Origin of the sequence: Streptomyces venetus (assembly GCF_039540295.1) — a bacterium.
Taxonomy (GTDB): domain Bacteria; phylum Actinomycetota; class Actinomycetes; order Streptomycetales; family Streptomycetaceae; genus Streptomyces; species Streptomyces venetus.
In genome coordinates, this window is the sequence record NZ_BAABET010000003.1 from 177,381 (window position 1) to 204,097 (window position 26,717).

A 26,717-nucleotide genomic window follows, 5' to 3' on the forward strand; every position below is an offset into this window, starting at 1 on the left:
ACAGCCCTGCCCGCATCGCCCGCTATGTCCGTTTCTGTCAGCGTGGGTGGCATGACCGCCCCGATACCCAGGGACATACCGGATCTCCCCGCGATTCCGGCCAAGCCCACGCTGAAGCCCTCCCCCGTCCCCGCCACGGCCGTGGTCGCCCCGGTCCGCCGCCCGGCGGCCGCGGCCTTCCGGCTACTGATCGCCGTGACGGCGGCACTGGGCGTGACACTCGAACTACTCGTGGGCGACTGGTCCCGAGCCCTCGGCCACTTCGCGGTCCAGAGCAACATCCTGCTGGCGCTGGTCATGGCCCTGTCGGCCCGCCGCGCCTGGACCGCCGGCCGCCCCCTCCCGGGAGCCGTACTGGGCGCGACCCTGCTCTACGTCGTCATCGGCGCCCTGGTGCACCACCTGCTCCTGGCGAACCAGGCGAGCCCCTTCGCCCTCACGGGCGCGGCCGCGAACCCGACGGGCTGGCAGGCCGTCGCCCAGAACATGCTCCTCACGGTCACGCCGATCGCCGCCGCACTGGAGTGGCTCCTGCTCACGCCCCCCGGCCGGATGCACCTGCGCCAGGCCAGCACATGGCTCCTCTACCCCATGGCCTACCTGGCCTTCTCCCTCATCCGAGGCGAGCTGCTCCTCCCGGGCACCCACGACCGCTACCTCTACCCCTTCCTGGACGTCGACCAGGACGGTTACAAGAAGGTCCTCGGGAACGCCCTCCTCCTGGGCCTCTCCTTCTACGCCCTGGCGATCATCCTCGTGGCCCTCGACCACGCCCGCCCGAACCCCATCCGCCACCGCGGGAAAACCGGATTTCGTCTCTAGCCACGGGTGGGCTAAAGTAAACGACGTCGCCGCGACAGCAGCGACATCGGGGTGTAGCGCAGCTTGGCAGCGCGCTTCGTTCGGGACGAAGAGGTCGTGGGTTCAAATCCCGCCACCCCGACAGAGAAACACCAGGTGAGGCACCTACGGATTTCCGTAGGTGCCTCACCTGTTTCATCTGCGTGTCTATCTGCGTGACTATCCGTTCCCGCGTGTCTACGGCCGCTGCGGATCAGCGCCGAAGATCCCGTCCATGACCACGGCACCGGTCTGGATCACGGGCCGGATCTGCTTCCGGTAGACCTCCTCGGTCACGGCCGCCCCCGAGTGCCCGACGAGCCGGGAGATCACTTCCAGCGGGACGCCGCGGTCGGACAGCAGGGACACGAAGCTGTGCCGGAGCTCCCGTCTGACGAGGCATGGGCCTGGCTCTACGACGGCCGCATCGACACGCGACGGGCCCTCCTACGCATGGAACCCTGCACGGTCTCAGTCATCCACGCCAGCACCCGCATCACATGGACGATCCGGCCAGTGGTCTTCCTACCGATGGCTCACCGTCAAGGCGTCGATCTCCCAGCCTGTGCGTACGACTTCAAGCCTCACGCTGACTGCTGATGCGCTTCCACCAAGGTCAAGACGGCACCCGCCCGGCAATGAACCCTTCGCCGTCCTGGAACTCGATCACGACCCCGCTGTCGACTAGGTAGATCCAGCACTCATACCCACACTTCAGAATCTCGTCGGCCTGTGCCTCCACCAGGCCGACCTCCAAGGCGCGCGAGGGCACCGCAAGATTGCCCCAGAACACGACCGCCAACTCATCCGGGCGAGCCAACCAGCTCAAGAGCTCCCGGAGCCGCTCGCCGTCGAAGGCCGGCGAGCGCTGGAGGACCTCAACACCACTCCAGTCCAGCCGCGACGACCCCACAGACCCGAAACGACTCAAGCTCACAGCGGCGAACGACCGGTCCTCCTCATACGAGAGCACTACCGCCGCATCTCCAACGGTCGCCAGAAGCACCGCGATCCCTTCGGGGCCTGTCCCGTAGCCAGCTTCTGACGCCGGCGCCTTCCTGCGGGCCGCGCCGGACTGGTTCGTCCTGGACCGGACCGCCAGCCAGACCACGACCCTGTACGTGGCCCGTATAAAGGACCCCTTGCGGACGCAGTTGACCGGCTGGCTGGAGGATATGGGGGTTCCCGTGCACGTCGTCCGGGGCTTCGGCGGCCAGAGCTACGTGCAGGTCGTGCGCGAGCGCACAGCCCGCGCCCCGCGGCCAGCGGTGCTGCTCTACTGCGGCGACTTCGACTCTTGCGGACCCGATCGCGAACGAAGAACGGCAGCGCGACGGCTCAGGGTCTACGCGTAGGGGATGGCCTCTGAAGGGGGTGTGAGTAATTGAGGACAGGAAATCCCGGCGAGAAAATGATCTTGCTAGGGTTCACCCGAGACCTGGGGCGTTCAACAACCTCACATGTGGGCATCGGCCTGGCGGCCGTGACGCGCTCGAGCTCTTCGACGACGACATCACCGCATGGGGGGTGGTCAGGCGATGACGCCTGAGGAACAGGACCTGATCATGGGCCTGGTGTTCGTACCAGGTGTGGGTCGGACGCGTACGCTCGACGAGGTGCTCGCCCACTTCGGCGAGTCCGACGGTGGGGCCCTGGCGCTCCGGCTGCTCCTGGACGCCATGGAGCGCCGGGACGCCGACGACGTCGAGATGGCGTTGATCGTCCATGGCGCCGCCGACGCCCCGGTCGGGGAGTTCATGGAGCCGTTGATCGAGCTGTTCCCTGCCGAATGGCACAGGGACCACGAGGACATCGTGTCCACGCTGGGCAAGCTCCGCTCGCCCAAGACAGTGCCGACGCTGGTCTTGGCGACTCACTGGGTTCCCGAGCACCTGGACTTCGACGACTGCCGGGCGCTCGCGGTGAAGGCGATCTGGGCGCTCGGCGCCATTCCCGGCGAGGAAGCCCGGGACGCCCTCGAGGGCTTGCGCGACGCCGAGAACGAGATCATCCGTGAGAACGCGGTGAAGCAGCTCGCACGCCGCGGCGAGCTCTGACCGCGGAGCTGTAGCCGTGCCGACCAAGATCATTCTCACCGGGATTGCTTGCCCCTCAACTGCTCACACCCGTAAACCATCCGGCAGCCGTGAGTGACTCCCGAACTCATCGATATTGATCAAGGGACCGGCCCACGCGGTGACTCCCGAAGCCGTCGAAAAACGACTCCCGTTCTCGTGTACAAAGCCACCAGCACAGCAGGGCCACAGCCATGACGTACGCCCAGCAGGCCCATCCAACCTACTGAGTTACAACTTTCTCTACTGGTTCAAGGCCCGCGCACGGCGCGGGCGCCGCCTCTGCGGCGCGGCCTGCCTCCTGTCTGCGCCCCGGTGGCCGCGCCCGGCGGCGCGCTGCGTGCATGCGGGCAGAGGTGGGAGAAACCCTCTGTGGCTGAGGCCGGTCGGCTCCACGGCTTTAGGCAGCCAATTTGGCGCGAGCCTCGAAGATCATGGCCCCAACGTCGTGCTTTACCGGGCAGGTCCACAGACTGCCCGACGCGCCGGAAGCTTACGGGGGCCATGATCACTCGCGCCAACGCGGCTCCAGCCCAAAGCCGCTCCGTAAGGTGTTTGGCGGTCCGGAAGAGTGGGGTGTGGCTCTAAAGTCGCTTGCCCCCGGTGGCTCCGGTGGAGTGGCCGCCCCGTTCTTCTGGACGCCCAGGCCGCTGATTGAGATGTGCGGATCGGTCGCTGTTTACGGAGCTGACGGCGGGGCGTCCTCGGACCTACGGCACGCTGTCCGAAGCCCGAGGAGACCGCCACATGACCACGCTGACGCCCCGCTTATGGGTTGGTATCGACGCCAGCAAGGCTCACCACTGTTGGGTCGCCATCGACGACAGGCACCACTGTCTGGAGCCGGAAAGTCAGCAACGACGAAGCCGTTATCCTGGCCGGCCTGAGCGAGGTCCTTGCGCTGGCCAGCGAGGTCCGATGGGCAGTGGATCTCACCGGCACTGCGCCCGCCCTGCTGCTGGCTCTGCTCGCCGATCACGGTCAGCCGGTCGTCTACGTGCCCGGCCGGACGGTCAACCGCATGTCCGCCGCCTACCGGGGCGAGGCCAAGACCGACGCGCGCGACGCCTACGTCATCGCCGACACGGCCCGTCTGCGACGAGACTTCGCCCCCATCGAGATCCCCACCGAGCTGGCCGCCGACCTGACCCTGCTCACCACCCATCGCGCTGATCTGATCGCCGACCGGGGCCGTCTGCTCAACCGCCTCCACGATGTGCTCACCGGCATCAGTCCCGCCCTGGAAGCGGCCTTCGACTACGCCGACCACAAGGGCGCCCTGGTCCTGCTCACCGGCTACCGGACCCCCGCCGCCCTACGCCGCTGCGGCCAAACCCGCCTGACCCGCTGGCTCACCGCCCGAGAAGTACACCACCCCGAAACGGTCGCCGCCACCGCCCTCACCGCCACGCACGCCCAACACATCCAACTACCCGGCCAGAGCACAGCCGCGGGCATCACCGCAGACCTCGCCGCACAGATACTGGCCCTGGACGAACGCCTCAAGCAGCTCGACCGGCAGATCAGCGACGCCTTCCACACCCACCCGCAGGCAGCCGTGATCGAGTCGATGCCCGGCATCGGGCCCATCCTGGGCGCCGAATTCCTCGTCGCGGCAGGCGACCTGGCCTCCTACCCTGACGCCGGCCACCTCGCCTCAGCCGCCGGCCTCGTCCCTGTCGCCAAAGACTCCGGACGCCGCACCGGCAACCTCCACCGGCCCCAGCGCTACAGCCGCCGCCTGCGCAGAGTGTGCTACCTCTCCGCTCAGACCAGCATCATCCGCGACGGCCCCAACCGCACCTACTACCTCAAGAAACGAGCCCAGGGCCACAAACACATCCCCGCCGTCATCGCACTCGCCCGCCGCCGCGTCGACGTCCTCTGGGCCCTGCTACGCGACAACCGCCCCTTCACCACCACCCCACCGGCGAGGACACCAGCCGTCTCAGCAGCATGACCGAGTCATCAGGGTCCACCGGCCTCGGTTACTGTCGTGGGCCCGAGAGCCGGGCGCAGTGAAGGAGAAGAGTCGCCGCAGTGTCGATACGCGCCAACTTTGCCAAGCTTTTCAAGCGCACCGCCGAGACTCCCGACGGCGACCCGTTTGCACTAGAGCACCCGTGCCAATGCTCGCCGGAGTGGCCCGGCTTGGAGACCACAGCGAACGGGCACATGCTCCCGGCTCAGCCCTCCAGCCACTACAGCGTTCTCACGAACCCCGAGGTCGGTCCGTTCGTCGCGCGCTGCATTGGCTGTCAGGCTCGCTATCCCCATCCCTGGGTGATCCAGCAGGGCGCACCGATGCCTTTCGACTGGGATCGTTAGAGCTCATCCCTCAGCCAGCCCGCTTGACTCGGTCATTAAGACTCCACCGACCTCGATGGAAGCCATGGACGCCAGGCGCTGCTAGGAGTACGGCCCCAGGAACCGTTCTCCGTTGAAGTGCACCATGTGGGTCTTGTTCTCCGCGATCCACACCTCGGTCTCCCACGCAATATCCCGGGCGAATCTCCGAAAAGTAGCCTTGTCAGGGAATGCCGTGACGAGTACGAGCCCAGGCTTCGCATCCTTGAACAGCGCCTTCAGTTCGTCGACCCGCTTACCATCCACCGGCCCGTGGGACGTAACGGCCTCAACCAGGACCAGCCAGTCCCGGTCCGCATAGTGGAGAACGACGTCGGGCATCTTGCCGTGAGCATCGACCGTGACACCGAGCTGCCGAAGGTAGTCTTCCTTCTTCACGATCCACTTGTCCCCGGTGTCTCCGAGGTAAACCACGGCCGCACCGGGTGTGAACTCCGTGCGGAAGGATTCGACGACTGCCCGAATCAGTTCGCTGTGCTTTCCCGGGCTGAGGGTGATGTCCTCTTCATCGCCGGGCAACGCCACGGGAACCCGGTGCGACTCCCGCTCTGCGTCCCACCGTTCTCGGAGGATTCCGTACTCGTCGTGAAATCGCTGAAGCTCGACCTCCCACCGGGGGGTGCCAAACGTGGCCAGTGCTTCCAGCGCTATCGCTGTCGGTTCATAACGGTTGTTCTGGTCATTGACCGTTCGGTCAGGCATATCCGAGTTCGCGATGAGGGCGCCAGCGGAAATCAACTGCTGTACTGACTTGCGCCTGATCGATTCCCGACTGTTCGGCTTGTAGCGCGTTGGGTCCGTGCGGCCCTTCTTGACGAGCGGGTAGTGGTCCGCCATCCAGTCCATGCACTCGGTGATACCGAGCGCGTTGGACCGCACGGCCGACCAGGGCTCTTCCGGCTCCAGGCCGAACATCGCCAGCAGCACCAAGGCAGTACGTGTCGACTGCTGAGCCTTCGGCAGGCCGAGCTCTTTCAGGATCTGCTGCGCCTCACGGACCTTCTGATGCTGCGCTTCCGACGGCGTCGACATTCGTCCTCCCCAGGTCCAACTCTGGCACCACTTCGGCCAGCGCGGCGTCGACCATACCGGGAGTCACTGACAGCCCGACTCTCAGACCAAGTTCCTTGAGTTGCTGAAGACTTGGATACTTCAGACTCCGCAGGTCACCGGCATTGATCTGCGTGTGCCCACTGAAGATCCGCACGTACTGGTCTACGACCGAGCTGTTCAGGTACGCGGTCAGCCCGGCGGCCAAATCGGGGTCGAGCCCGTGGTGTGCCTGATGGAAGACGTTGATGTGATTCTCGACCCCGACGTCCTCCCCGTTGATGTCGTCCGGCAGGAGCAGGCTCGCCGAGACACGCCGCGGTTCCTCCTTCGCGCTGAACCGCTTCACCAGGCAATAGGTACCTGAAGGCAGCATCAGTGGCCGGGTATCCTCATTGTCAACCAGCGCCTGAGGCTTGCGGCCGCCAGACGCTGGCCACACCACACGGCCGGCACTCAGGTTCACCGGATAGAGGAGCGGCACCGCCCCCTTCCCAGGACTGCTGAGCAGATTTTCCGCTGTGCGGAAGTCGACGACGCGCCCCGTGCTCACTTGGACGTCGAGATCGCGCAAGGTCGCCGGTAGCTTGGCCATGCGTCCCGCCGTAGCGAGATCATCCGCGTTCGTGGCGATATGAATGAATTTCTGCGGGTCGGCCTCGTCGACGACCTGCCCGTATGGCACGGAGTGACGGACCGGCAGGTCTTCATAGCCGCGACTCACCGACACGATCACGTCGCCCGGCGCCTGGTCCGCAGTGGCGTGGAAAATGACGTTCTCCTGCAAGACCTCGGAGTCGGAGAACACCCTGTCACGGCGCTCGAAGACGTGGAGGTTACGCAGACGCGTGCGTTTCAGGAGGTCGTCACGGAACTTCCGGAAATAACTACCGTTCGCGAAGCTCCGGGGCGTGATCGCCACGAGCTGCCCCTCCGGGGCCAGGAATCGCAGCGCCAACGCCACAAACGCGGTGTAGAGATTGCTGGTCTCGATCCCACAGGACGCCAGGAGAGCACGCTCGGCACTCTTGGAATTGATCTTCCGGTAGGGCGGATTCATCACGACCAGATCCCACTGAGGCAGGTCTCTGCCCTCCGTGAGGGTCGCGGCGGCCCATGTAATGAAGTCGGCGGTGTGCTGCTCGTAGGTCAACGAGTGAGCGTCGGCACACTCGTCCAGTGTCACGGTGAGATCTCCGTTGACCTGCTCGTCGATCTCAAACGTGGTTACGTCCAGCTTCAGGTCGGGTGCCACCGTGGCCACGCGGGCAACCAAGGCGGCAGTGAGGCTCCCCACGCCCGCACCAGGGTCCAGGACACGTAGGACACCGGTCTTCGGCAGGCTCGGGAGGCCCGTGATCAGTGCAGCAGCAGTCGACGGTGTGAAGTACTGCCCCAGATCGGCCCGCGTCGCAGCATCGAGCGCGTTGGAACGCGTAACGCGGCGGGTCTCAGTGCGCTCTGTGAGGACCTCTGGAAGCAGTTTGCTCATGTGCTACATGATGCCGGAACTCCCCGACCGCTCGTTTCCCCTGGGGAAAGTGGCCGATGCGGCGAGGAATGGCCGAGTGTCTAACTGCGTGACAACGCCCACGAACAGCGGCAGGCAACCGCGGACGTCTGTGGACCGTCGCGGCAGGTGTGAGGCGTATCGGCCCGGGGTCAGGCACTCCCCGCAGTTGCTTCGGGACGAAGAGGTCGTGGGTTCAACTCCCGCCACCCCGACAGTGAGGTACCAGAACGACAACACCGGATCGACCACGGCATAGGGCAGGTCGAGTGCGGCAGGACGGGAACCCGACAAGGCTCCTGTGCCGGCTGAGTCGAGACGTCGAACATCTCCCTCCGCGGCACAGGAGCCTCGTCTGTTGCGGGCGGCTATGTCGTCACCCGATCAGTGGCCACCTTGAAGGACCTCAGTCGTCGGCTCCGCTGAGTTGTTGGACGAGTCCGATGAACTGTGATGCGGTGGAGTGGCTGTAGAACTGCCTGGGTGAGATCTTGGGTAGGTTCTGGTCCCGCATCTCGGCGAGAACCCGGGTGACAAGAAGTGAGTTGCCGCCGAGGGTGAAGAAGTTGTCCTGGAGGTTCACCGGGGTGTTGAGCTGCTTGCTCCAGATGCCCAGGACGGTGTCGGCGACGGTACTGGTGGCGGGCTTCGGGGCGTCGAGCGGCTCAGTCGGCACGGTACGCGGGTCGGGCAGTTGAGTGGTGTCGGGTTTGCCGTTGATGGTCAGCGGGATTTCGGTGACCTGGGTGATCGTCGCAGGCGTCATGTAGTCGGGAAGCGTGGTTTTGGCGTGCGCCAATACGTGTGCGCGATCGGCGGCACCCTCCAGGACGACGTAGGCGTCGATCCTACTGCTGGCGGGGTCGTCGGGATGGTCGCGGTTGACGACGACGGCTGCTGCGGTCACGTGGGGTGCGCCCAGCAGCACGGTGCGGATCTCGTCGAGTTCGATGCGGTGTCCGCGGATCTTGACCTGGTTGTCGAGCCGGCCCAGGTGGTCCAGGCGCCCGTCGGGGTGCAGCCTGCCCTTGTCACCGCTGCGGTAGATCCGTTCGCCTGTGGATTCGTCGAGGATGAACCGTTGCTGGGTCAGTTCGTGCCGACCGAGGTATTCGCCGGCTACTCCGGCGCCGCCGACGTAGATCTCGCCGGAGGGGCCGGGCGGCAGGACCCGTCCTTGTCCGTCGCGTATGGACACCGTCCACCCCGGTATCGGACGGCCGACCGATCGCGAGCCGGTGACGACATCGTGCGGGGTGATCGTCTGGGCGGTGACGTGCACGGTCGTTTCGGTGATGCCGAACATGTTGACCACTCGGCAGTCGGATGCCGGATGCCGGGTGAACCAGGGCGCGAGCATGCGCACGTCCAGCGGTTCGCCGCCGAAGATGACCAGTCGCAGGGCCAGGTCCCCGCGGACGCGTCGGTCGGTGCGGATGAGCTGCGCGAACGCGGACGGCGTCTGATTGAGCACGGTGACGCGCTGCCCGGCCAGCAGGGCGTAGAACTCCTCGGTGTCGCGGGTGGTCCAGTAGGGCACCACGACCAGGCGTCCGCCGGTGAGCAGGCACCCCCAGATCTCCCAGACGGAGAAGTCGAAGGCGCTGGAATGGAACAGCGTCCAGGTGTCGTCGGGGCCCAGGGCGAAATCCCCGGTGGTGGCGTGCAGCAGCGCCAGCACGTTGCGGTGCGGCACCACCACGCCCTTGGGCGTGCCGGTCGAACCGGAGGTGTAGATCACATAGGCGGGGTTCTCACCGCCGTCGTCGGCTCGTGCACCGGCCTCCGTCCGGCCTGCTGCCAGTCGGGTCAGTTCGCCCGGGGACAGCAGCCGGGTCCCGGGGACCGCGGGGAAGTCCGGTGCGGAGGTGATGATGACGGGCATGCCCGCGTCACGGACGGTGAAGCTCAGGCGCTGCGCCGGATAGCGGGGATCCATCGGCACATACGCACAGTCCGCCTTGAGCACGCCGAGCAGAGTGACCACCAGGTCGGCGTCTCGCTCCAGGCAGACACCGATCCGGCTGCCCGGTGCGATGTCCAGCGCACGCAGGCCCGCAGCTAAGGCATCCGCCCGCTCGTCCAACTGCCGGTAGGTCAGCTGCTCCTCGCCGGCCAGCAGGGCCACGGCCTGCGGCTGCTTGGCGGCCATCTCCTCGAAGGCGCGGTCGATCCGCCCCCGCGCGGGGGCGCCGTCGCCTGCTTCGCCGGCCCGCAGGACTGCCGCCCGTTCGGCTTGCGACAGCAGTTCCAGCTCGGACAGCGGCCGCTGCGCCGCGCTGTTCGCCAGTTGCCCGGCCAGGTGGGCCACGTGTGCGCTGAACTGGCGCGCGATGGAGGCGTCCACCATGCCCTGGTCGAAGTGGCAGGTCGCGCGTGCCGAACCGGGGTCGAGCTGGACGGTGAGCGGGAAGACCGGCGCCAGGCAGGCCGTATAGCTCCCCTCCTCGAACGCCGGGCTCAGGACGACCCCGGCCGACGGCGGCTCGTGGGGGGTGACCGGTGCCTGGTCGAAGCGGTGCAGGAAGTCCGCGACCGAAGCCTGGGCAGGCTCGTCCAGCGGGTAGGCGCTGATGCGTTCGGCTGTGCCGTCGCTCAGGTCCAGCACGCCCAGTTCCGTCCGGTCCTCCCCGCTGTACCGGCTCACGGCCAGGGCGATCGCCGGCAGCAGGAACGAGTCACCTTGCCCGGTGAGGTCGATCTGCACCCGGCCAGCGACCCCGCGCTGGTCCGGATCGCCCAGACCCCAATCGAGGCGTCCGCGGTGCGCGAGGCCGGGCCGGGGGGCGGCGGGCCACGCCGGTACGGCGTCGCCTGTGCCGTCCAGCAGCAGCCGGGCGATCCGCCGCAGCGCGGCCGGCGGGATCACCGCGCGGACCGCCACCAGAACCAGGTCCGTCGTTCCGTCAAGGTAGTTCAGGGCCACGGCCCGCAGGGGAGGGCCGTCCTGGTGGATCGGCCGCAGGGACTCGGCACGCCTGCGGTCCTGGCCGGCCGGCTCGTCGGCGCCGGCCGGCACCGGGGTCTGCCAGACCTGGACCGGATCGGGCAGCGCCTCGGACAGCAGGCGCTGCGGATCGGCTGTGCCGGGCAGCCGCAGGACAAGGCTGTGACATCCAGCGGCCAGTTCATCGATCGTCGGTGTCGTCACGGTTGGGACCTCCTGGTCATCGGGACGTGAAGCCGCCGTCCACGGTCAGCACGCTGCCAGTGACCTGGCGGGAGTCGTCCTCGGCGAGCCACAGCGCCGCGTTCGCGATGTCGGACGGTTCGATCAGCGCGTTCATCGGCTGGTCCCGTACGAAGATCTGTTCGTGCTCGGCGACCGGGACCTCCAGCGACCGGGCGATCTCGGCGAGCATCCGCCCCTCCATCACCGGCTCGTCACGGACCGAGCCGGGGCACAGGGCATTCACCCGGACCCGCATCGGGGCGTAGTCCAGGGCCGCGGCCTTGGTCAGTCCGATCAGCCCGTGCTTGGCCGCGACATAGCTCGCGAAATGCCGGTATCCGACCGTGCCCGCGGTCGAGGACACGTTGATGATGCTGCCGGACCTGCGCTGGACCATCACCGGTGCGACGGCCTTCATCATCCGCCAGGCGCCGGAGAGGTCGATGTCGAGCATGAGCGACCACTCCTCCTCGGTGATGTCGTGGGCGATCTTCCCGGAGGGCGAGGCGATTCCGGCGTTGTTGACCAGCACGTCCACCGTGCCGAACCGGTCCAGCGCCTGCTCGACCGCCAGCGCGCACTGCTGGGCGTCGCGTACGTCGACGGCGGCCGTCACGGTCGCGGCGCCCGCGCGCCGGCACTGATCCGCGGTGTGTTCCAGCTGGCCGGCGGATCCGAGCGGGTAGGGCACGCCGGCCAGGTCCTGCGTGATGTCCAGCAGCAGCAGGTCGGCTCCCTCCTGGGCGAACCTGAGCGCGCAGGCCCGGCCCAGGCCGCGGGCCGCGCCGGTGATGATCACGGTCTTGCCGGTCAGTCGCATGCCGGGCTCCCGGCTACCGTCCGCAGCACCCGCTCGGCCTCGTCGACCAGGTACATGTGGCCACCGGGCAGTTCCTGGTAGGTGAACGGACCCCGCGTCACCTCGGCCCACTGCTCGGCCTGCTCCCGGGAGACGAGTTCGTCGTGCTCGCCGCGCAGCGCGGTGACCGGCACCGAGAGCGGCTCCGTGCCGGTCGCCCGGTAGTTCTCGTGCATCTCCACGTCGGCGCGCAGGGTCGGGAGCAGGACCTCGACCATGTCGGGATCGTCGAACGCCTCGTGCCGGTAGCCGGCGAACCGCTGCACCCCGGCCAGGAACTCCTCGTCGGGCAGGCCCGTCGCCCGTTCGGTCCGTCCGTCGTGCGGCGCCGGTGATCCACTGACGAACAGGTGGCGCAGCCCGGGGTGGCCCGTCCGCTCCAGTTCCCTGGCGATCTCGTAGGCGAGCACTGCGCCGAGGCTGTGCCCGAACAGCGCGATGGCCGCCCCCTCTCCGGCGGCGGAGACGATCTTAGGCGTCAGTTCGGCAACCGCGTCGGAAACTTGGGTGAAAGGCTCGTCAAGAAATCGTTCCTCGCGGCCCGGTAGCTGGACCGGAAGTACCGTGACTTTGGGTATGTCTGTCTTCTCCCATTCCCGGAAGAAGGCGGCGCCACCGCCGGCGAAAGGCAGACAGGCGAGAAAGAGCTTCTGTGTAACCACGGTCCCCCAACTTTCTCATCGTTGACGACGGGGAGTGTAACCCAGGAGTCGCGGTAGTTGATCTTGCCTTGGACCCTTGCCTCGTAGCCCAGTTGGCGACAGCACGGACCCGGCGCGGTCAGCCTGCGCGGGCGCCCCTGTGTCCTCGGTGAGCCGGAGCCGGCGACGCTGGTCCGAGCGGTTTTGTCCGACACCGGCCACGAGAAAACACTTGTGCCCTTATGGATCGGACTCCGCACCAAAAACAGACAAAGACCGACTGCCGGTCCTGCCCCCCCTCCGCGGCCTCGCCGCCGCCCCGACCGACCGTGGAGGCTTGCCTGGGCCGGGATTTGACGGCACATCAGATGTTTGACGGGTGACGCCCGCGCCAGCGAAGGTGATCTTGTGACCGTGGAGTCGACGTCGTTATAGTCGCTGGCGTTGTGGACCACCACGCTTGCTGACCGAGAAAGTTGACGGGGAACATGAGACTGAGCGGTTTGATAGCTGCTTCACGCCGGGCGATATTCGCTGACCATGAAAACGGACGACGCCAGGATGTGATCCGGTGAGCGCCCGTCAGCCCGCAGCGACCGAGACCGAGCGAATTCTCGCCGAGATCTGGTGCGACGTCCTCGAGATAGACGACGTCGGAGTGACCGACAACTTCTTCGAAGTCGGCGGATACTCGATGCTCATGCAGATGGTGCGCGCTCAGATCGAGGAGCGTCTCGGTATCCGGCCGACTCTGCCGCAGCTTTTCATCTACTCCACGATCCGGTCGTGCGCCGCCTTCCTCGACGGATCGACACCGGCGCAGGAACCGGTCGCGAACGCCCCGGAGAAGCCGGAGAAGGCCGAGGCGGCGACCTCTGCCGGCCCAGAGGCCGACTGGCGTGACACGGACATCGCCGTCATCGGACTGGCCTGTCGTTTCGCGGACGCGGAGGGGCCCGACCAGTTCTGGGACAACCTCGTGTCCGGCGTGGACAGCATCAGCCGTTTCCCCAAGAAGAGCTTCGTCACCCCCGGCGGCAGCACGAAGGAATACGTCCCAGCGGGCGGACTGCTGAAGACACCGGAGTGGTTCGACGCGAGTTACTTCGGCTACACCCCGCGTGAGGCCCTGCTCATCGACCCCCAGCATCGGATCCTGCTGGAGTGCTCGCTGGAGGCGATCGAGGGCGCGGGTTACGACCCGGACCGATTCCCCGGACTGATCGGCATCTACGCCGGGTCCAGCCTGTCCACCTACACGGAGACAATGCGGGCCAGGCAGCAGGAAGACGCCACGATCACCAACTGGGACATCCTGACCGGCACCACCAGCGACTACCTGGCCAGTCGCGTCGCCTACAAGCTGGGGCTGCGGGGACCGACGACCAATGTGCAGGCGGCCTGCGCGACCTCGCTGTACGCCGTGCATTTCGCCGCCCGGGCACTGCTGTCCGGGGAATGCGATCTGGCACTGGCCGGCGGTACCTCGGTACGGTTGCCCGCTGCGCTGGACAACTACCGGGTCGGCGGAATCACCTCACCCAGCGGTACGTGCAGCCCGTTCGACGCGGCTGCCGACGGGGTGATCGGTGGCCAGGGGTGCGGCATGGTCGTGCTCAAGCGGCTGTCCAAGGCCATCGCCGACGGCGACCACATCCATGCTGTCCTGCGTGGTTCCGCAGTCAACAACGACGGCAGGGACCGTGCCGGGTTCACCGCCCCTGGAGTGCGCGGGCAGGTTGAGGTGATCCAGGCTGCCCAGCACGCCGCGGGTGTGACGCCTTCCTCCATCACCTACGTCGAGGCCCACGGCACCGGCACCCGAGTAGGGGACCCGATCGAGATCGCCGGGCTGAACCACGCCTTCGCCGACGGGGAGCCGCGTGAGCAGCCGTGCCTGCTCGGCTCCGTCAAGGCCAACATCGGGCACACCGATGCCGCCGCCGGCATCGCCGGGTTCATCAAGACGGTGCTCGCCGTGGAACACGGGGTCATTCCCCCGAGCCTGCACTACAGCGAACCGAACCCGGACATCGACTTCGCGGCGGGCCCGTTCACCGTCGTGACCGAACCCACGCCGTGGGAGCCCACCGGGCTGCCGCGCCGGGCGGGCGTCACCGCGCGCGGCCTGGGCGGCGGCAACGCGCACGTCGTGCTGGAGCAGCCGCCGGCGCCGCGGGCCCGGGAACACAGCACGCAGGACCAGGTGCTGGTGCTGTCCGCTCACACTCCGGCCGCCCTTGACGAACTGACGGCACGTGTCGCCGGCCATCTGACGGATCACCCCGAGTCCGACCTGCGGGATGTGGCGTGGACGCTGCAAGTCGGCCGACGGCTGCACGGCCACCGCCGCTACGCGGTGGTGCGAGACACGCAGGACGCGCTGCGGGTGCTCGGCGGGAACGAGCCCGGTCGGCTGATCTCCGGTGACCACGCCCGGGACGGACGGGCTGTGGCCCTGCTGGTGTCCGAGACGGCCTCCTGGCAAGCGGTACAGCGTTGGACGGCGCTCGGCCTGAAGCCGGATCTCACCCTGACCCCGGACAGCAGCGACGCCCAGCTCCAGGGCGCGCTGGACACTCCGGGCCGGGTGTTCCTGGAGATCGGCGACTCGCGGCTTCTCGCACGGCTGCGGGAGCAGCCGCAGTGGACGCCGGACCACCTCGCCATCACGGTCACCGACCCGCTGGCTGCACTGGGCGAGCTCTTCCTCGCCGGGCTGCCGATCGACTGGGCGCAAGCCCACGCGGAGCAGCCGCGAAGGGTGGCCCTGCCCAGCTACCCGTTCCAGCGGCAGCGCTACCTGCTGGAGGCCGGGCCCACCGCACAGCCGTCGGCGCCCACCACACCCACCGCGGACGCCGCACCCACCGCCGACGCCGACGTGGACACCGAACAGACGGTGTCGAGGCTGTTCGGTCAGATGCTCGGCCTGCCCAAGGTCGACCCGGACGAGAGCTTCTTCGATCTCGGCGGGGACTCGCTGGTCGCGCACGAGCTGCTGGGCCAGCTCGAGCAACTGCTGCCGGTGGAAATGGAAATCCGCGCGATGTACCTCGCGCCGTCGGTGCGCGAACTCACCGCACTGATCGAAGAGCAGATGCGCGACGTCCCGGCGGCGCCTCGTGGCTGACATACGTGTGATCACACGCCCGGCACCGCATGCCTCCGTCGCCACCCTGTACTGCTTCCCGCACGCGGGCGGGGCGGGCGGGGAGTACGCGCGGTGGGTGGCACACACCCTCGGCTTACGCCTGGCGGCCATCCAGCCACCTGGCAGGGCCCACGACCTCAAGCAACAGGCGCTGACCTCGATGCCGGAACTGGTCGGCGAGATCCTCGCGCAGGTGGAGTTCACCCCGCCGTTCGCCCTGTTCGGACACAGCCTGGGCGCGCTGGTCGCGTTCGAGGTGGCCCGGGCCCTGCAACCGAAGCCACTGCGGCTCTTCGTCTCGTCGTGTCCGGCCCCGCCACAGCTCACCAAGTCCCAGTCGCTGCACCTGCTCGACGACGCCGAGCTGCATGCCGAGATCGAACGGAACTGGGGCCCGCTGCCCGCGGCGACCACGTCCGACAAGGAACTGCTCACCGCCGCGCTGGCCTGCTACCGCGCCGATCTCCAGGTACTGGAAACCTACGAGTACGTGCCGGGCCCCCGGCTGCGCAGTCCCATCACCGCCATCGTCGGTGACGCGGAGCCGAACGGCGAGGCGTGGACGGAGGGATGGCGCGACCAGACCGACGGAGGCTTCGCGTCGTCCGTGCGGCCAGGAGGTCACTTCCACACGCGTCAGGACACCGAGGGCCTGGTCGGACTGCTCACCGACACGGTCCGGTCCGATCTGATCCGGGCCGTCCGGTCCGAACCGTCCGGTCCGAGCCGTCCGATCTGACGCGAGCCGAGCGAGTCATGAACCGATGAGAGGCCCAGCAGGGGCCGTGAGCCGCTGCAACCGCCCTTGAACGGCGGTCGTTCCCGCAACGACCGCCCCCGCCAAGGGCATTCACCGCGATCCAGCTCGGGCAGGCACGTCGACCTGCCCGAGCTGGATCGCTTTCGGCAGGACGCCGGCGGCCCCTCTTCGGGGCGGACAACAAGCCGGCGTGGAAACAGAACACAGTGGAGGCATGCTGTGCACCGCAGCATCACCAGGACCTACCTCAAGCACTACGCGAACGTCCACAACGGAGTCGACGAGCTGATGCCGCTGACCGGCGCGCAGCGGAGGTTCCACCACTCCAGGTCCACCGACCCGCACGGCCGGGCGCAGATCCTGCCGGTCTTCCTGGAATTCCCGCCCGGCTTGCTGTCGGCCCACCGCCTGGAGCAGGCAGCGCGATCGGTCCTGCTGAGGCATCCGGCCCTGCGCGGGGCCGCGGACACCGCCGGAGGGGTGCCGGTACTGCGGATAGACCCACTTCCCGACTCCCCGATCGTGCGGGAGATCACAGCCCCGGACACCGAGCGCGCTCTGTGGGCCGCCCTGGACCACTGGCCCACCGGGCTGGGCTCGTTCCGGGTGCTCCTGGCCAGGGACGAGCGGCGGGATCTGTTGGCCATCGGCTTCGACCACCTGATCTGCGACGGTGAGTCCACCGGGCTGGTGCTGGACGAGCTGATGTCCGCCTACCACAGCCCGGCACACGAGCCGGACTCCGGGTCCGCCACCGCACTGCGCCGCTACCGCGAAGCAGTGGAGCAACAGCTGGACAGGGAGCACGAGGCCAGCGGGCCGGAGGCGCTGGAGCACTGGACAGCACGGGTACGCGACGCGGGGCCCGGCCTGTGGGGCACGGGCATGTACGAACCCGGCCCCAGCGCCTCGGTCTGGCAGCACGTCACGTTGTCCGGACCGGCCGCGCTCCGGCCGTTCCCGGCGGTGCTGGCCGGCTGCCACGAGGCGCTCGCCCGGACGGCGGGAGCCGCACCGGTCGCCTATACCTGGGGCGGCCAGGACGGGGCGGGCGTGGTCGGGTGCTTCATCAACACGGTGCTGGCCCACCCGCAGCACGACGGCATCCGCGAGAGCTGGCTGGAGGACCTCGAATTCATCGACACCCCGTTCGACGAAGTCGTCCGGGCGGCCAGGGCGTGCCAGGCGCCGTGGACCGGCCACCTCGATCTCGTGCTGACCCTCATCGACCGCACACGCCGCCCGGCGCCGACACTGGAGGGCGAGCCCGGCCGGTTCCTCTATGTGTCGGGCCACAGGGCCCACGAGCCAGTGGTCGTTTCGGCCCTCCACGACGGTGAGGAGTTGTCGCTGCGCATCGACCACGATCCCGCGATCGTGCCCGGTGCCGCCGCGACCGCGCTCGCCGACGCACTGCGCGATTCCCTTGCGGACAGCGGCCAGGACGCGCGCTGAAGAGTTCGGCCAGGGGGCTTCGGAGAGGGCTCCTGCCCCCTCCGGAACACGCCCTCGCGTCCCGCGAGGTGGGCAACGAACCGAGCAGCGCCTCTCACACAGCCCGGGAACCTCGGTCCGCGACTACGCGCACCGCCGGGTCTCCTCGGCCTCCCGCGCGATGACCCACGTCATGGTCCGTCGTCTCACCGGCGTCGGCCCGTTCCGGGGGACATGACCGGCTCGTTCAGGGCCTGCGGGAAGCGGGTCAGCACGTCGGCGAACTCGGCAGCCAGTTCCTGGGCGTGAGAGGCGCTGAGCTGGTCTCCGCGATAGGCCATCAGCGCGATCAGCCGGCCGTCTCGTTGCGCCATCGTCACTGTCAGGCCGAACTTGGCGTAGTTGCTGCGCAGCGAGTCGTCCAGAACCGGTGTCAGCCGCGTGCCGTCCAGATCGGCGGCGTGGTCGTCCAGCAGGTTCATGTTCAACGTGACGTTGGTGTAGGGGGTGTGTCCGAAGCGCCGGGGCGGCTTCAGCCGGGCGACCACATCGTCGAACTCGACGCTCTGGTGCTCCAGCGCGTCCAGGGCCTGGTCGCGCATCTGCATCAACGCGTCCAGCAACGTGCTGTCCGAGGTCACCCGGGAGCGCAGCACCACGGTGTTCAGGCACGGACCGAGCAGTTCGGCGAACGGGGGCTCGTCCCGGTTCGCCGTCGGGGAACCGAAGGTGACGTCATCCAGGCCGGCCCACCGGTGCAGGGTCACCGCCAGGGCGGTGGCGGCCACCATGAACCAGCTGACGCGGCGCTCGGACTGCACTTTCTGAAGCGAGTCCAGCAGCCCTGCGGGCAGCGAGACCTGGAACGCCCCGTTCGGCTCCGGTCGCTCCGGTACGGGCAGTGGTGTGTCCGGGGACGCTCCCCGCAGCGTGGACTCCCAGTACAGCAGGTCGGTGTTCCAGGCGTCGGTATCACGCTGACGCTGCTGGAAGGCGGCGAACTCCCGGTACTGGACGACCGGTCGCGGCCTGTCCGGCGTGGTGTAGTGGCGGTCGAGTTCCGCGAGCAGGAGGGGGACCGACTCCCCGTCGATGACCAGGTGATGCAGGCACAGCAGCAGCACCTGCCGATCGTCGCCCAGCTCGCCGAGGGCGGCGCGCAGCAGTTGTCCGGATTCGAGGTCGAACGGCCGGCGGACGGCGGCGTCCAGCCAGTCCATCATGCCGTCGGGAGCCTCGCGCAGGTCGAGTACCTCCAGCTCCGGCAGCCACGGTTCGCGCAGCCGCACCGACAGCCCGTTGTCGTCTTCGATGAAACGGGTGCGGAGTATCTCGTGCGCGGCCACCAGCCGGCCCAGCGCGGCGCGCAGCCGACCGGGGTCCAGGCGGCCCGCCACCTCCCAGGCGAGCGGCACGTGGTTGCGCACGTCAGGATCGATCAACTCGGCCAGCCAGATGCGCCGTTGGAAAGCGGACATCGCCAGGGGCGCGTCTGCGGCGGCGGCATCGGGCGGCGACATCCTCGACACGGAGTCCATGAGCGCGGCTTCTCCTCATTTCGCGGCGTGAGATGCCTGCGCAGACACCCTGTCCGCAGGCCGGTCCGCAAGGGCACGCGGCCCCGGACAGACGTTCTCGGCGGCGGTGCAACCCTGCGCGATCAGGGGATCCCCCGAACCTGTGATCATGTTACAACCCGGCTGCGAGCAGGGCATTGTCGTGTGCGACACGAAGGCCGCCAACTACCGTCCGTCCAGGAGCTTTTGATGATCGTTTATTGACTAGGTCTCTCCTGCTGTGATCCGATCGAGTGTCTTTGACTGATCCACTTTGACTGACCCACTTTGAGTGATCCACCCGCGGGGGATGAGCATGTCGGACGAGGGTTTGTTGCACGCCCAGGTTCTCGGCGGAGCGCAGGCGGCTACGGCCTGGCTCGACAGTGTCGGAACGTCGCTGACCTACCAGGAGCTGGAGGAGCGGTCGGGACGGCTGGCGAGACGGCTGACCGAAGCGGGCGCGGGCCCTGGTGAGCGGGTCGCGCTGTTCCTGGAGCGCGGGGCCGACATGGCTGTCGCGATGCTGGGTGCGCTGCGGGCCGGCGCGGCGTTCGTGCCGCTGAGTCTGACGGAACCCGCTCCCCGGCTGGCACGGATACTGACGGACTGCGCGCCGGCCGCGGTGCTGGTGCACGACGCGACCGCGGCCCGGTTACGGCACGACGGTGTCCGCACACTCGGCGTGGACGCGGACGGGGACGCGGACGGGGACGTGGACGGGGACGTGGACGGGGAGCACGGACCGGCCGTGGCCGGCTCCCCGGAGGATCCCGCTTACGTCATCTACACCTCGGGCTCGTCCGGCGCGCCCAAGGGCGTGGTCGTCGAACACCGCAACCTGACGCCGCATCTGGACTGGCTCGCCGAGCGGCTGCCGCTCGGGCCGGGTGACCGGCTGTTGCAGGTGGCGCCCTACACGTTCGACGCCTCGCTGACCGACTTTTTCTGGCCGCTCCGGGCGGGTGCCACGGTGGTCTCGGTCGCCGAGGGCGACCATCTGGACCCGCTCGCCATCGCCACCGCGCTGGTCGAGCAGGAGATCACCGCGGTCCGGCTCCCCCCGGCGATTCTGCCGTTGCTGCTCGACGAGCCGCGCTTGAGGGAAGCCCGCAGCCTGCGGTACCTGATCAGCGGCGGGGACCGGCTGCCGACGTCAACGGCACACCGGATCGCCGAACTGCTGCCCGCGGTACGGGTGTTCAACCGGTACGGGCCGACCGAGGCCGCCGTGGCGGTCACGTACCACGAGTTCGACGCCGGCACGGACACCGGGCCGGATGTGCCGATCGGCCTGGGTGTCACCGGGGCCGAGCTACATGTTTCGCCGGACGGGGAGCTGCTGATCGGTGGCGCGTGCGTGGCGCGCGGCTATCTGGGCGATGCCGCGCTGACGGCGGAGCGTTTCGCCTGGCTGCCGGACCTGGGCAGGGTGTTCCGCTCCGGAGACCGTGTCCTGAGGAATGCCGCGGGCGTGTTCGAGTTCCTGGGCCGGGATGACGAGCAGGTTCAGATCAACGGGCACCGGGTGGAGATCGGCGAGGTGCAGTCGGCTCTGCGCACGCATCCGCACGTCGTGGACTGCGTGGTCCTGCCGCAGGAGCAGGCCCTGGCCGGGTATGTCGTGGTGGCCGAGGCCGGCCCGCGGTCGGCCGATGAGATCCACGAGTATCTGCGCGCCAGGCTGCCTGGCCACATGGTGCCCAACGTCATCACGTTCGTGGACCGGTTGCCGATGACCGAGCGGGGCAAGGTGGATCTCGCGGCCCTGCGCGCCCTGCACGCCTCGCCCGCCGCGGACCCGGTGCCTGCCGCGGACCCGGGGCCTGCCGCGGACCCGGTGCGGGAGGTGGTCGTACGGGTGTGGTCCGAGCTTCTGGGCGGTATCGAACTGCGCGAAGACGACGACTTCTTCGAGCGCGGCGGGCATTCGCTGCTCGCAGTGCAGGCGGCAGGCCGGATCCGCAAGGCGCTGGGCCACCGCATACCCCCGCGGATCATGTTCGAGAAGACGACCCTGGGCGAGTTCACCGAGGCGGTCACGGAGATCGTCTCCCCGGCCGCCGGGTGATGGTGTCCTCGGGGGCTCGGTGGACTGCCGGTTGTACGTCTGGGATCGGGGTCGAGGCACGGGCGGTGAGCGGGTGTTCCGTTCCCGGTCCGTGCCTGGGCCGGGGGGAGAGTTTCTGTGCCGACTGAGCTGAGTTCCGAGGCCGCCGAGACCACTGACAAGAGGTCCATGCGGTACGCACTGCTGATCTCGCTGGCCACGGGGATCGGTTATCTGCCGTTCGCCCTGACGATTCCGATCCTGCCCGGTCACGTGACGGACCGGCTGCACGGCGGTCCGGCGGACGTCGGTGCGGTCGTCAGCAGTTACGCGGTGACGTCGCTGCTGTCGCGGCCGGTGTCGGGCGCTTTGATGAACCGTCTCGGTACCCGGGCCCTTTCCATCGGCGGCGCGGTGCTGACGGCGCTGGCCACGGTGTGCTACCCGCTGGCCGGGTCGATCGGCCAACTGGTGGTCCTGCGCCTGGTGGTGGGTGTCGGTATGGGAGTGATGCAGGCCGCGACCGGGGTCTGGCCGGTGCAGCTGGTCGCCAAGGACCGGCAGAACTGGGCGTTGGGGCTGGGCGGTACGGTCAACTACCTGGCCCTGGGGCTGGGCGCTCCGCTGGGCACTCTGCTCGCCGGCTGGACCGGCATGGCAGAGACGTTCGTGATCGCCGGGCTGGTCACCCTGATCGTCATCCCGATCGCCGCGTACGTCCCCGAGGTACGTATCCCCCCGAAGACGGAGAAGGCTGACGTCGATCGGCGCCAGGCGCTCCTGGGCACAGTGCTGCCGAGCGTCGCACTGGTCTTCACCGCGTTCGGCTTCGCGGCGGTCGCCAGCTTCGCGGTCGCGAAGTTCGACGCCCTGGGTGTCGCCGGCGGAGCGGCCGTGGTCACCGCGTACTCCCTGACCGTGGTGGTGTTGCGCATAGCGGGTACGTGGATCCGCTGGGAGGTCACGCGGCCGGTGGAACTGGTGGCCCTGTTCGTGGTCGAGGCGGTGGGGATCGCGCTCGTCGGGCTGTCGCACGGGCTGGCCATGGGTGTGGTCGGCGGGGTGCTCACCGGCGTGGGCATGTGGCAGATCTACCCGGCGCTGGGGGTGTTCGTGGTGCGCTCGGTCGGCGAGCGCGGGCGCGCCATGGCGCTGTCGGTCTTCGGCGCCTGCTTCACGGTGGGGGTCGCCATCGGCAGCGGTTCCCTCGGGCTGATCGCCCAGGCCGCCGGGTACCGGGCGATGTTCCTCGTCTGCGCGGCCTGCATCCTTCTGGGCCTGCTGGTGGCGGTGACCGCGTCCCGCGTGCGAGGACCGACGGCAGCCCAGGGCTGAGGCATCACCGCCACCACCGGGTTGTTTTTGAGCGTGATTTCATGGAATCGGTCGATCGCCTGCCTTTCTCCCGTTCAATCATGCGGGTGCGTAAAACTATGCCAAGAGGGCTTCAAAACCCACTCGGCTGCGTTTAGTCAGTGTTCTGCGAATCGATTTGTCACTGCATCCTGACGCTCGGATCACGTAAGCTGATCATGCTTGCAAAGGCGCAATATCCTTTGCAGATACAGCGTTTTTGTTCTGATTCTGAACCGATCAAGGGGAAGCATCTTGAAGTACGTCAAGCTGGGCTCGACCGGCATAGACGTGTCGCGGATCTGCCTGGGGGCCCTGAGCTTCGGCACACCGGGCAAGGGGGTCCACAATTGGACTTTGGACCTGGACCAGGCGCGGCCTTTGATGCTGCACGCCCTGGAGTCCGGCGTGAACTTCGTGGACACCGCCAATGTGTACTCCGCGGGGTCCAGCGAGCAGATCGTCGGGCAGATCCTGCGCGAATACGGTCACCGCGATGAGGTCGTGCTGGCGACGAAGGTTCACGGGCGGACGCGGCCGGGACCCAACGGTGTGGGGCTCTCCCGCAAGGCGATCATGACGGAGATCGACAACAGCCTTCGCCGGCTCGGCACCGACTACGTCGACGTCTACCAGATCCACCGGTGGGACCCGGCGACGCCGATCGAGGTCACCATGGAGGCCCTGCACGATGTGGTGAAGGCCGGCAAGGCACTGCACATCGGCGCGTCGTCGATGTGGGCCTGGGAGTTCTCCAAGGCCCAGTACGTCGCCGACGCCAACGGCTGGACCCGCTTCAGCACCATGCAGAACCACTACAACCTGATCTACCGCGAGGAAGAGCGGGAGATGCTGCCCCTCTGCGCCGACCAGGGCATCGGCGTCATCCCGTGGAGCCCGCTGGCGCGGGGGCGGCTCGCCCGCCCGTGGGACGTCGTCAGCGCCCGCAGCGAGACCGACGAGTTCGGCAAGATGCTCTACTGCGACAGCGATCGTGAGATCGTGGAGCGCCTGGAGCAACTGTCCGACAAGCGTGGCGTGCCGATGGCGCAGTTGGCGCTGGCGTGGATGCTGTCGAAGCCGACGGTGACCTCACCCATTGTCGGTGCCAGCAAGATGAGTCATCTCCAGGACGCCCTCGACGCGTTGGACGTGGTGCTGGAGGACGAAGAGATCAGCTACCTCGAAGAGCTGTACCAGCCGCACAACGTCGCCGGGCACCCGATCACCTCGCTGCCGGGCCAGCACTGAGGCCGACGTCCGGCCTCGTGTCATGACAGGTTCCCCGACCTGGTGAGTGCCGTTCCTCCCGGAACAGGGGATGCGGTCGTTCTCCATGCTTCGCGATATCGCGTGACGAAGCATGAGAGAACGACCGCTGAGCCGTTCTGACGATCTACGGCCGGGCCGCGGCCAGGTCTGTCACCAGCCCGACGAAATCATCGAGCTCCGCGTGATCGAACACGTCGCGCAGCCGTACCTTCACACCCAGAGTCTGTTCGACGCGTGCGATCATCCGCGTTGCCAGCAGAGAGTGCCCTCCGAGGAGGAAGAAATCCGCGTCCGGGGTCACCTCGGTACCCAGGACCTCGGTCCAGATCGCGACGACTGCATCGTGGACACCGGTGGCGGGGGTGGTCATAGGTGATTCAGTCCTTGTTCGATGGAGGGGCGGCGAGGCGAGCACGGTCGACCTTGCCGTTGTGGGTCAGCGGCAACTCGTCGAGCACCGTGTAACGAGTCGGCACCATGTAGTGCGGCAATTGCGCGCGCAGGGCCTTTCGCAGCTCCAGCCCCAGCCGCCCGTCCGTGTCCTCGGCAACCACATAGGAAGCCAGCCGCTTTCCGCCGACGGCGTCCTGTTCCACGATCACACACGCCTGGCGGACCCCGTCGCAGGCGAGCAGAGCCGACTCGATCTCCGGCAACTCGATGCGGAACCCGTTGACCTTGACCTGCAAGTCGGTGCGTCCCAGGAATTCCAGGGCACCGTCGGCGAGGAACCTGACGCGATCTCCGGTCCGGTACATCCGTACTCCGCGCAGCGGCCCCTCCTGCGGAGTCACGAAGCGCTCCGCCGTCAGGTCCGGACGCAGCGCGTAACCGCGGGCCAGGCCCTCGCCCGAGACCCACAGTTCGCCGGGGACTCCCGGCGGCACCAGCTGCCCGTACCGGTCCAGCACATGCACGCGGGTCCGGGCGACGGGGCGGCCGATCGGGACACTGGTGCGGAGATCCGTCGGTCCGTCGTGGTTGATGGGGTGAAAGCAGGTGAACGTGGTGTTCTCCGTCGGGCCGTATCCGTTGACCAGTTCCAGGTGCGGCCACATGCGCGCGACCCGATCGACGTGATGAGGCGATACGACGTCACCACCGACGAAGAGCCGGCGCACCCCACGCAGGCAGTCCGCCTCGTACTCGGCGATCTGATGGAAAAGGCCGGAGGTGAGCCAGAGGACGGTGACTCCTCGCTCTTCGATCACCTCAGCGAGTTCAGCAAGCCCCAGCGGCCCTGGCGGGGCCAGCTCCAGCCGGGCTCCACGTGCCAGTGCTCCCCAGATCTCCAGGAAGCAGGCGTCGAAGGTCAGCGGCGCGTATTGCAGCACGACGTCATCAGCCGCGAAGCCGGTGCACTGTTCGTCCGTGACCAGCCGGGCGACACCGCGATGCGTGATCTCCACGCCCTTGGGAACGCCCGTGGAGCCTGAGGTGAACACGAGTGTGAAGAGCGCGTCTTCGAGAGCTTCGGCATGCCCGGGTTCGGCATCCCGAGGGGCGGATCCGGGATCGGCCTGGTCGGTGAGCTCTGCCAGCGGCAGCATGGCAGTGCCCGCTGGAGCGGAAACAACCGGTTCGCCGCTGTGGACCACGGCTGCGATCCGGGGATCGTCCAGCATGATGCGCAAACGTGCTGCCGGGTAGGAGGGATCGAGCGGCACAGAGGCCGCCCCCGCCATCGCCACGGCGAGCAACGCGACGATCGCATCTAGGCTTCGCTCGGTCATCAGACCGACCAGCGAGCCGGACCTGATTCCCGCGGCGCGAAGGCGCTGTGAGGCGCGGACGGCAGCGGAATGAAGCTCCGCATAGGTGAGTTCTCGCGTGCCGTCGCTCACGGCGCTGGAATCGGGCCTCAGCAGGGCCTGACGCTCCACCAGTTGATGCACGAGAGGAAGCGATGCGGTGTCGTCCCACTGATCACCCGACAGTGCCAGCAACCGTTTCTCCTCATGGGGAGCGACTGTGCTGATCTCGCTCAGAGGAAGGTGGGGCAGCCGTGCGATCTCATCGGCAAAGTGTTGGACGGCCCTCGCGACCGAGTCGCCCAGACCATCGACCGCCAGGTGTTCAGCCAGTTCGACGACTGCCTCGGATCCGTTGCCCGGCACCGCGTCGACCGTGACGGTGACGTCGGGCGCCCTGTCTTCGAGGGGGTGGAGCTCGGCTCGCGTGAGGCTCTCCGCCAGTGAGCAGGCCATGAGGTCATCGTCGACCAGTAACGGCGCGGGGAAGAGCAGATCCTCCGACCGGCGGCCCTGCACGCTGAGATCGTGTCCCGAGAAGCGGTGGGCCAGGGCTGCCAGGGCCACGACCGTTTCCGCTGGACTGAGGGCACGGCCCCCCGAGGCGCCGGTCGTCGGGCGAAGTTCGATGCGCAGCTGCATCCGCGCGACCTCAATCATCGGAATGGCGAGAATTGACGATGTGTCGATTCACTTACAAGATCGACGCGAGGTTAGCAAGATCAACATCTCGCCCGCAAGACCGTTAAGGAAAAGGAGCCTTACATCTCAAGGTGAATGGATTGGGACTGCCCTGTCCGGCAAGGACCCGGCGGCCCGGTCGTCAGCGTGCCGGGTTCGCCGCGGACGTGCCCGACCGGGCGGCCGTCCTGC

17 protein-coding genes, 1 tRNA gene and 3 pseudogenes are annotated in these 26,717 nt (G+C 67.9%); 11 read left to right on the top strand and 10 right to left on the bottom strand.

From position 1 onward, the window contains the following. The first annotated feature begins 51 nt into the window (after positions 1-51). Together ABEA82_RS10575 and ABEA82_RS10580 are read left to right on the top strand one after the other, a co-directional pair. Complete coding sequence (locus ABEA82_RS10575; protein WP_345661135.1) at positions 52-822, top strand: Pr6Pr family membrane protein; 771 nt, start codon at positions 52-54, stop codon at positions 820-822. A gap of 47 nt (positions 823-869) precedes the next feature. After that, a tRNA-Pro gene (locus tag ABEA82_RS10580) sits at positions 870-943 on the top strand. Positions 944-1,038: 95 nt separating this feature from the next. Here ABEA82_RS10580 and ABEA82_RS10585 read toward each other — a convergent pair. Next, positions 1,039-1,230: pseudogene (locus tag ABEA82_RS10585) on the bottom strand (site-specific integrase); the annotation flags it as partial. Between ABEA82_RS10585 and ABEA82_RS10590 the strand changes: the two are divergent. After that, positions 1,231-1,440, top strand: a pseudogene (locus ABEA82_RS10590) (hypothetical protein); the annotation flags it as partial. A 16-nt stretch (positions 1,441-1,456) separates the two neighbouring features. On the opposite strand, the gene ABEA82_RS10595 reads toward ABEA82_RS10590, so the two are convergent. Continuing rightward, positions 1,457-1,951, bottom strand: coding sequence for a hypothetical protein (locus ABEA82_RS10595; protein ID WP_345661136.1), 495 nt, complete (start codon positions 1,949-1,951; stop codon positions 1,457-1,459). A 427-nt stretch (positions 1,952-2,378) separates the two neighbouring features. Between ABEA82_RS10595 and ABEA82_RS10600 the strand changes: the two genes are divergently transcribed. Both ABEA82_RS10600 and ABEA82_RS10605 read left to right on the top strand, forming a co-directional pair. After that, positions 2,379-2,897 (top strand): HEAT repeat domain-containing protein, encoded by a 519-nt coding sequence (locus ABEA82_RS10600; RefSeq protein ID WP_345661137.1) that lies wholly within the window; start codon positions 2,379-2,381, stop codon positions 2,895-2,897. 765 nt (positions 2,898-3,662) lie between these two features. Further along, positions 3,663-4,875 (top strand): annotated as a pseudogene (locus ABEA82_RS10605) (IS110 family RNA-guided transposase). Between the two features lie 449 nt (positions 4,876-5,324). Here the strand turns inward: ABEA82_RS10605 and ABEA82_RS10610 are convergent. The 5 genes from ABEA82_RS10610 to ABEA82_RS10630 all read right to left on the bottom strand — a co-directional run bounded on the left by ABEA82_RS10610 (position 5,325) and on the right by ABEA82_RS10630 (position 12,535). After that, positions 5,325-6,314, bottom strand: coding sequence for a BsuBI/PstI family type II restriction endonuclease (locus ABEA82_RS10610; RefSeq protein ID WP_345661138.1), 990 nt, complete (start codon positions 6,312-6,314; stop codon positions 5,325-5,327). Next, a complete protein-coding gene (locus ABEA82_RS10615) occupies positions 6,274-7,824 on the bottom strand; it encodes an Eco57I restriction-modification methylase domain-containing protein (RefSeq protein WP_345661139.1) in 1,551 nt (516 codons plus the stop codon). Before ABEA82_RS10615 ends, ABEA82_RS10610 begins: the two co-directional genes overlap by 41 nt. Before the next feature lie 424 nt (positions 7,825-8,248). Further along, entirely contained in the window at positions 8,249-10,993 is a 2,745-nt protein-coding gene (locus ABEA82_RS10620; protein ID WP_345661140.1) for an amino acid adenylation domain-containing protein, read from the bottom strand. A gap of 16 nt (positions 10,994-11,009) precedes the next feature. After that, positions 11,010-11,834: an SDR family oxidoreductase gene (locus ABEA82_RS10625; RefSeq protein WP_345661141.1), complete on the bottom strand. Its 825-nt coding sequence runs from the start codon at positions 11,832-11,834 to the stop codon at positions 11,010-11,012. Beyond that, complete coding sequence (locus tag ABEA82_RS10630; protein ID WP_345661142.1) at positions 11,825-12,535, bottom strand: thioesterase II family protein; 711 nt, start codon at positions 12,533-12,535, stop codon at positions 11,825-11,827. The genes ABEA82_RS10625 and ABEA82_RS10630 overlap by 10 nt, the downstream gene beginning before the upstream one ends. A gap of 550 nt (positions 12,536-13,085) precedes the next feature. On the opposite strand from ABEA82_RS10630, the gene ABEA82_RS10635 reads away from it, so the two are divergent. From ABEA82_RS10635 to ABEA82_RS10645, 3 genes are all read left to right on the top strand, one after another. Then, positions 13,086-15,647, top strand: coding sequence for a type I polyketide synthase (locus ABEA82_RS10635; RefSeq protein ID WP_345661143.1), 2,562 nt, complete (start codon positions 13,086-13,088; stop codon positions 15,645-15,647). Beyond that, entirely contained in the window at positions 15,640-16,407 is a 768-nt protein-coding gene (locus tag ABEA82_RS10640) for a thioesterase II family protein (protein ID WP_345661144.1), read from the top strand. The genes ABEA82_RS10635 and ABEA82_RS10640 overlap by 8 nt, the downstream gene beginning before the upstream one ends. A 240-nt stretch (positions 16,408-16,647) precedes the next feature. Then, positions 16,648-17,883, top strand: a complete 1,236-nt coding sequence (locus ABEA82_RS10645; RefSeq protein ID WP_345661145.1) for a condensation domain-containing protein — start codon at positions 16,648-16,650, stop codon at positions 17,881-17,883. 185 nt (positions 17,884-18,068) lie between these two features. Here ABEA82_RS10645 and ABEA82_RS10650 read toward each other — a convergent pair whose 3' ends face one another. Further along, on the bottom strand, positions 18,069-19,400 hold the full coding sequence (locus ABEA82_RS10650; protein WP_345661146.1) for a condensation domain-containing protein: 1,332 nt from the start codon (positions 19,398-19,400) through the stop codon (positions 18,069-18,071). Positions 19,401-19,734: 334 nt separating this feature from the next. Between ABEA82_RS10650 and ABEA82_RS10655 the strand changes: the two genes are divergently transcribed. The 3 genes from ABEA82_RS10655 (at position 19,735) to ABEA82_RS10665 (ending at position 24,072) form a co-directional block, all read left to right on the top strand. Then, the gene (locus ABEA82_RS10655; RefSeq protein WP_345661147.1) at positions 19,735-21,489 is read left to right on the top strand and encodes a non-ribosomal peptide synthetase; all 1,755 of its coding nucleotides are present in this window, start codon (positions 19,735-19,737) and stop codon (positions 21,487-21,489) included. Positions 21,490-21,606: 117 nt separating this feature from the next. Then, positions 21,607-22,803, top strand: coding sequence for an MFS transporter (locus ABEA82_RS10660; protein ID WP_345661148.1), 1,197 nt, complete (start codon positions 21,607-21,609; stop codon positions 22,801-22,803). A gap of 273 nt (positions 22,804-23,076) precedes the next feature. Beyond that, positions 23,077-24,072, top strand: coding sequence for an aldo/keto reductase (locus tag ABEA82_RS10665; protein WP_345661149.1), 996 nt, complete (start codon positions 23,077-23,079; stop codon positions 24,070-24,072). Between the two features lie 145 nt (positions 24,073-24,217). Here ABEA82_RS10665 and ABEA82_RS10670 read toward each other — a convergent pair whose 3' ends face one another. Beyond that, complete coding sequence (locus tag ABEA82_RS10670) at positions 24,218-24,463, bottom strand: phosphopantetheine-binding protein (protein ID WP_345661150.1); 246 nt, start codon at positions 24,461-24,463, stop codon at positions 24,218-24,220. 7 nt (positions 24,464-24,470) lie between these two features. Beyond that, entirely contained in the window at positions 24,471-26,486 is a 2,016-nt protein-coding gene (locus ABEA82_RS10675; RefSeq protein WP_345661151.1) for an amino acid adenylation domain-containing protein, read from the bottom strand. Positions 26,487-26,717 lie beyond the last annotated feature (231 nt).

Excerpts from the sequence above, each read along its gene's own strand:
- ABEA82_RS10670 (WP_345661150.1), bottom strand. The coding sequence starts at position 24,463 with ATGACCACCCCCGCCACCGGTGTCCACGATGCAGTCGTCGCGATCTGG.
- ABEA82_RS10650 (WP_345661146.1), bottom strand. The coding sequence starts at position 19,400 with ATGGACTCCGTGTCGAGGATGTCGCCGCCCGATGCCGCCGCCGCAGAC.
- ABEA82_RS10600 (WP_345661137.1), top strand. The coding sequence starts at position 2,379 with ATGACGCCTGAGGAACAGGACCTGATCATGGGCCTGGTGTTCGTACCA.
- ABEA82_RS10615 (WP_345661139.1), bottom strand. The coding sequence starts at position 7,824 with ATGAGCAAACTGCTTCCAGAGGTCCTCACAGAGCGCACTGAGACCCGC.
- ABEA82_RS10655 (WP_345661147.1), top strand. The coding sequence starts at position 19,735 with ATGTCGGACGAGGGTTTGTTGCACGCCCAGGTTCTCGGCGGAGCGCAG.
- ABEA82_RS10625 (WP_345661141.1), bottom strand. The coding sequence starts at position 11,834 with ATGCGACTGACCGGCAAGACCGTGATCATCACCGGCGCGGCCCGCGGC.
- ABEA82_RS10575 (WP_345661135.1), top strand. The coding sequence starts at position 52 with ATGACCGCCCCGATACCCAGGGACATACCGGATCTCCCCGCGATTCCG.
- ABEA82_RS10610 (WP_345661138.1), bottom strand. The coding sequence starts at position 6,314 with ATGTCGACGCCGTCGGAAGCGCAGCATCAGAAGGTCCGTGAGGCGCAG.
- ABEA82_RS10675 (WP_345661151.1), bottom strand. The coding sequence starts at position 26,486 with ATGCAGCTGCGCATCGAACTTCGCCCGACGACCGGCGCCTCGGGGGGC.